This is a genomic window from Zunongwangia sp. (assembly GCF_048269745.1).
Taxonomy (GTDB): Bacteria; Bacteroidota; Bacteroidia; order Flavobacteriales; family Flavobacteriaceae; genus Zunongwangia.
On sequence record NZ_JBLXIB010000011.1, the window covers coordinates 144,457 to 150,456 of the forward strand.

At 32.1% G+C, this 6,000-nt stretch carries 6 protein-coding genes; 2 read left to right on the forward strand and 4 right to left on the reverse strand.

Annotated elements, in window-relative coordinates; genetic code table 11:
* Nucleotides 1–108: 108 nt before the first annotated feature.
* Nucleotides 109–1,665, forward strand: a complete 1,557-nt coding sequence (gene dnaB / locus ACN0WI_RS13250; protein WP_417887436.1) for a replicative DNA helicase — start codon at nucleotides 109–111, stop codon at nucleotides 1,663–1,665.
* Between the two features lie 309 nt (nucleotides 1,666–1,974).
* Nucleotides 1,975–2,397 carry a secondary thiamine-phosphate synthase enzyme YjbQ gene (locus tag ACN0WI_RS13255; protein ID WP_417887437.1) on the forward strand — a complete coding sequence of 141 codons (423 nt, stop codon included), beginning with the start codon at nucleotides 1,975–1,977 and terminating at the stop codon, nucleotides 2,395–2,397.
* Nucleotides 2,398–2,461: 64 nt separating this feature from the next.
* Here ACN0WI_RS13255 and rplT read toward each other — a convergent pair whose 3' ends face one another.
* The 4 genes from rplT to thrS form a co-directional block, all read right to left on the reverse strand.
* A complete protein-coding gene (gene rplT / locus ACN0WI_RS13260; RefSeq protein WP_417887438.1) occupies nucleotides 2,462–2,806 on the reverse strand; it encodes a 50S ribosomal protein L20 in 345 nt (114 codons plus the stop codon).
* A 110-nt stretch (nucleotides 2,807–2,916) separates the two neighbouring features.
* A complete protein-coding gene (gene rpmI / locus ACN0WI_RS13265; RefSeq protein WP_072881222.1) occupies nucleotides 2,917–3,114 on the reverse strand; it encodes a 50S ribosomal protein L35 in 198 nt (65 codons plus the stop codon).
* Nucleotides 3,115–3,156: 42 nt separating this feature from the next.
* On the reverse strand, nucleotides 3,157–3,720 hold the full coding sequence (gene infC / locus ACN0WI_RS13270) for a translation initiation factor IF-3 (protein WP_417887446.1): 564 nt from the start codon (nucleotides 3,718–3,720) through the stop codon (nucleotides 3,157–3,159).
* A 22-nt stretch (nucleotides 3,721–3,742) separates the two neighbouring features.
* A complete protein-coding gene (thrS, locus tag ACN0WI_RS13275) occupies nucleotides 3,743–5,689 on the reverse strand; it encodes a threonine--tRNA ligase (protein WP_417887440.1) in 1,947 nt (648 codons plus the stop codon).
* Nucleotides 5,690–6,000 lie beyond the last annotated feature (311 nt).

A 6,000-nucleotide genomic window follows, 5' to 3' on the forward strand; every position in this document is an offset into this window, starting at 1 on the left:
ATCTTTATTAAAATAATTAAAGTTTTTTAAACTAAATTGTTGATAAACCAAGCTAGAGTTTAAGAAAAATAATTAAGTTATTTTTAACAATTTAGCTACTTTCGTACTATGGAAAAAATTGCAACATCTCAAAATTTTGGTAATCAAAAATCGAGCGTCGTAAGTTTGGAGCGTGGTAAAATACCTCCTCAAGCGGTAGATTTAGAGGAAGTTGTACTTGGTGCCATGATGATCGATAAAAAGGGAGTTGATGAAATTATCGATATTTTACATCCTGATGCGTTTTATAAGAATTCTCATAAATTAATTTATGAGGCTATTTTTAAATTGTTCGAAAACACAGAAGCTATTGATTTATTAACAGTTTCTAATCAGTTAAAAAAAGATGGTAATTTTGAGAAATCCGGAGGCGATTATTATCTAATCCAACTTACTCAAAAAGTTTCTTCTTCTGCGCATATTGAGTTTCATGCACGTATTATACTTCAAAAATATATTCAGCGTAGTTTAATAAAAATTTCTGCAGAAATTATAGAAGATTCATACGATGAAAGTGTAGATGTATTTGATTTATTAGATACTGCCGAAGCTAAATTATATGAGGTAACACAGGGGAACATTAAAAAATCTACTGAGTCTGCCCAGAGTTTGGTAATACAGGCAAAAAATAGAATTCAAGAAATTTCCAATAAAGAGGGGCTAAGTGGTATTCCTTCTGGTTTTGAAAAGTTAGACGGATTAACCTCTGGTTGGCAACCTTCAGATTTAATTATTGTTGCTGCTCGTCCAGGGATGGGGAAAACAGCCTTAACCCTATCTATGGCAAGAAATATTTCAGTGGGGCAAGGTATTCCGGTTGCTTTTTTCTCGTTAGAGATGTCTTCTGTCCAGTTAATAACGCGTTTAATTTCTTCGGAAACTGGTCTTTCTTCAGAAAAACTTAGAACAGGAAATTTAGAGAAGCACGAATGGGAGCAACTAAACGTTAAAGTGAAAGATTTAGAAAAAGCACCATTATTTATAGATGATACGCCTTCATTATCAATTTTTGATCTTCGAGCAAAAGCACGTCGATTAGCTTCTCAGTATGGAATAAAATTAATTGTAATTGATTATTTGCAGTTAATGACTGCCGGAGGCACACAAAAAGGAGGAAACAGAGAACAAGAAATTTCTACAATTTCTCGTAACTTAAAAGCCTTAGCAAAAGAATTAGATGTGCCTGTTATTGCACTATCACAGTTATCGCGTGCTGTTGAAACTAGGGGAGGAAGTAAGCGTCCATTACTTTCAGATTTAAGGGAATCTGGAGCCATTGAACAAGATGCAGATATTGTATCGTTTATTTACCGACCTGAATATTATAAAATTGACGAATGGGATGATGAAGAACGATCTCCAACAGAAGGGCAAGCTGAATTTATTGTAGCAAAGCACCGTAATGGTGGTTTAGAAAATATTAGGCTTAAATTTATTGGACATTTAGGTAAATTCGATAATTTAGAAGATTTTGATTCTCCATTCGAATTTCATTCAAAAATGAACGATGGCGGAAATAGCGAACCTGACTTCGGCGGAAATCATAACCTTCCAAATCCTAGTGCAAATGAAGCTTTTGGTAGTTCAATGAATGACGAATTTAATGATAATGATGTCCCTTTTTAAGAAGTAATTATAAACTAACTTTAGGTATCAGCTAAAGTATTAATCATTATTATTTTAAATAAAAAAAGACAATTATAAGTATAACTTGTAGTTGTCTTTTTCTGTTTTACTAGTTAATTTATTAATCAATATTTTACATTATTTTTTCTAAATCAATACTATTGATTATTGTTTTATTTATCCTATTTTATAAAGTAACAATCAATTTTTGAATTCTTATTTAGTACTTTATATATTCTATGATGAAATTATTTTAGTTTTAATAGAATCTTCTTATTTTATCAGTATAAAATAGATCCAAATAATAGCATGTATACCTATCAAAAAGAAATAAATCTTAAGCCAAGAGCAAGAGGATTTCATTTAATTACTAGAGAAATTGAAAGTAGTTTTCCGGATATTTCAAATATTAATTTTGGAATGCTGAATGTGTTTATAAAGCATACTTCAGCAGGCTTGACCATAAATGAAAATGCTGACCCAACAGTTCGTGAAGATTTTGAAAGCCATATAAATAAAATGGTTCCAGAAAATCAGGCATACTATAAGCATACTTTTGAAGGTCCCGACGATATGCCTGCTCATATTAAAGCTTCTTTAATGGGAACTTCTGTTAATGTCCCAATAACAAATGGAAAATTAAATTTAGGTATTTGGCAAGGAATTTATTTATGTGAACATAGAAATAATGCTGGTTCTAGAAAAATAGTAATTACAGCACAAGGAAATTAAATAAAAAACCGGCTCGAATTAACGAACCGGTTTTTTTAAGAGAGTTATAAAATATAATTATTACTTACTTTACTTTATCAACTATTGCTTTGAACGCTTCTGGGTGATTCATAGCTAAATCAGCTAAAACTTTACGATTTAGTCCGATGTTATTAGCTTTTACTTTTCCCATAAATTGCGAATATGAAAGCCCTTGTTGACGAGCTGCAGCGTTAATACGCATAATCCATAATGAGCGGAAGTTACGTTTTTTAGCTTTACGGTCTCTATAAGAGTAAAGCATAGCTTTTTCAACTGCATTCTTTGCTACTGTCCAAACGTTTTTACGTCTTCCGAAATAGCCTTTTGCTTGTTTAAGTACTTTTTTTCTGCGTGCTCTTTTAGCAACAGAATTTACTGATCTTGGCATAATTTTAAAATTTTGTAGCAGGCGGTCGAAAATCGACACTTTTAAATCATATTTTTAGATTTGCCCAACTCCAGGGTTTATAAATAATTTAAACCGTTAAGAGCTTCTTATTACTTTAAACGTAATTGAAGTTTAACATTGTTTTTATCGGCATCGTGTACTAATGTACTATGCGTCAAAGCAAGCTTACGTTTTTTAGACTTCTTTGTTAAGATGTGACTTTTAAACGCGTGCTTTCTTTTAATTTTACCAGTACCTGTAAGCTTGAAACGCTTTTTAGCACTAGATTTTGTCTTCATTTTAGGCATGATATCCTTTTTTTGAAAATTTATATAACTCTCTTAAACTCTTTATTTTGATTTTTTTCCAGTTGTACTAGGAGCCATAAGCATAGTCATTCTCTTTCCTTCTAGCTTAGGCATTTGCTCAACTTTTCCTAGTTCTTCAAGATCTGTAGCCAAACGTAAAAGTAGAATTTCACCTTTATCCTTAAATACAATAGATCTACCTTTAAAGAATACAAATGCTTTTAATTTTGCTCCTTCTTTTAGGAACTTTTCAGCATTACGTTTTTTAAAGTCATAATCATGATCATCAGTATTAGGACCAAAACGAATCTCTTTAACCACTACTTTACTTGCTTTCGCTTTCATGGCTTTTTCTCGCTTTTTCTGTTCGTAAAGGAATTTTTTAAAATCCATTGCCTTTACAACAGGAGGTTTAGCATTTGGAGATATTTCAACTAAATCCAACTCTAAATCTTCGGCAATAGTTAAGGCTTTTTCAATTGGATATACACCCATTTCTACATTTTCGCCTACTAACCGAACTTCTCTAGCTCTGATTTTCTGGTTAACTCTATATTTTTCTTCTTTACGAGGAGCTTGTTGTTGTCTCGATTTTTTTCTACGTATTGCTATGGCTTTAATTTTTTAGTTAAACTTCAAACGCGTGTAGCGTATTTTTAATTTCTTTATTTATAATCTCAGCAAAATCTTCAACAGACATGGTTCCGATATCGCCTTCACCGTGTTTACGTACAGAAACTGTACCATCTTTTGCTTCTTGCTCTCCTACAATCAGCATATATGGAAATTTTTGCACTTCGGCTTCTCGAATTTTTTTACCGATGGTTTCGCTTCGATTGTCAACTTGTGCGCGAATTTCGTTATTTTCTAGTAAATTTAAAACTTTTTTGCTATAATTCTCATATTTCTCACTGAGTGAGAGTATGATAGCCTGTTCTGGCATTAACCATAGTGGGAAGTTACCACCTGTATGCTCTAAAAGAATTGCAATAAAACGCTCTAAACTTCCAAATGGAGCTCTGTGAATCATAATAGGGCGGTGATTTTCGTTATCAGCTCCTTTATACGAAAGTTCAAAACGTTCGGGTAAATTATAATCTACCTGAATAGTGCCAAGTTGCCAGCTTCTTCCTAAAGCATCTTTTACCATGAAATCTAGTTTCGGCCCGTAAAATGCTGCTTCACCAGTTTCAATAACGTAATTTAATTCTTTTTCTTTAGCTGCATTTATAATTGCCTGTTCAGCTTTATTCCAAACGTCATCACTACCTATATACTTTTCTTTATTTTCAGGATCTCTTAATGATACTTGAGCAGTGAAGTTTTCGAATCCTAAACTATTGAATACGTATAATGTAAGATCAATAACTTTTTTGAATTCATCATCAAGTTGTTCTGATGTACAAAAAATATGAGCATCGTCTTGCGTAAAACCTCTAACACGAGTTAGCCCGTGTAATTCTCCACTTTGTTCATAACGATAAACGGTACCAAATTCAGCAAAACGTTTTGGTAAATCTCTATAGCTCCAAGCCTTTGAATTGTATATTTCACAATGGTGAGGACAATTCATAGGTTTTAATAAAAATTCTTCGCCTTCGTTTGGAGTATGTATCGGTTGAAAGCTATCTTCTCCATATTTTGCATAGTGACCAGAAGTAACATAAAGTTCTTTTTGTCCAATATGTGGAGAAACTACCATTTCGTAACCTGCTTTTTTCTGAGCTTTCTTTAAGAAATTCTCTAAACGTTCTCTTAGTGCAGCTCCTTTGGGTAACCATAAAGGAAGTCCTTGTCCTACTTTAGGAGAAAATGTAAATAATTCTAATTCTTTACCCAGTTTTCTGTGATCTCTCTTTTTAGCTTCTTCTAATAATGCTAAATATTCTTTAAGATCTTTTTGTTTAGGGAAACTAATTCCGTAAATACGGGTAAGTTGTGGTTTATGTTCATCTCCTCGCCAATAAGCTCCTGCAACATTCATTAGTTTTACAGCTTTTATTACACCAGTATTTGGTAAATGTCCGCCACGACATAAATCTGTAAATGTGTCATGATCACAAAAAGTGATTGTGCCATCTTCTAAATTTTCAATAAGCTCTACTTTAAAAGGATTATCTTTCTCCTTGTAATATTTTAAAGCTTCATCTTTGGTAACCGATCGCATTTTAAAGTCGTGTTTGCCTCTGGCAATTTCCAACATACGGTCTTCTATTTTTTTAAAGTCGTTTTCAGAAATTTTTTCATCTCTAAAATCAACATCATAATAAAAACCATTTTCGATAGCGGGTCCAATAGTCAATTTAGCATTAGGATATAAATCCTCTATAGCTTGTGCCATCACGTGTGCAGAAGAATGCCAAAATGCTTTTTTTCCTTCATCATCTTTCCATGTGAATAAAGTAAGATTGCCATCTGTATATAAAGGAGTCGTTATTTCAACAATTTCATTATTATATTTTGCGGAAATTATATTTCTCGCTAATCCTGCACTAATACTTTGGGCTACGTCTAAAGCGGTAGTGCCGTCTTCAAATTCCTTAATGCTGCCGTCAGGCAAGGTTACTTTTATCATTTCTACTTATTATATTGTTACCTCTAATCTTATTATATATAAAAGACAAAGATATAAGGTTATACTTGTTTGTACAATATTAGTCATTAAAATCCCTATAATAAGGTATTATATAAGGGTAAATAGTAGTAATTGAAATTAATATCTAAATATTTAAAATAATTTATAGTCTTAATTTTCTGTAAAACAGAATTTTACAATTTATCTTTTATTTTTTTTAAACATTTGTATGAATTAATAGTTGTTTAGGTAGAAAAAGGGTTTATATTTGCACCCGCTAAGGTTTTTAGCGAGGTTGTTTAAGTTCATTG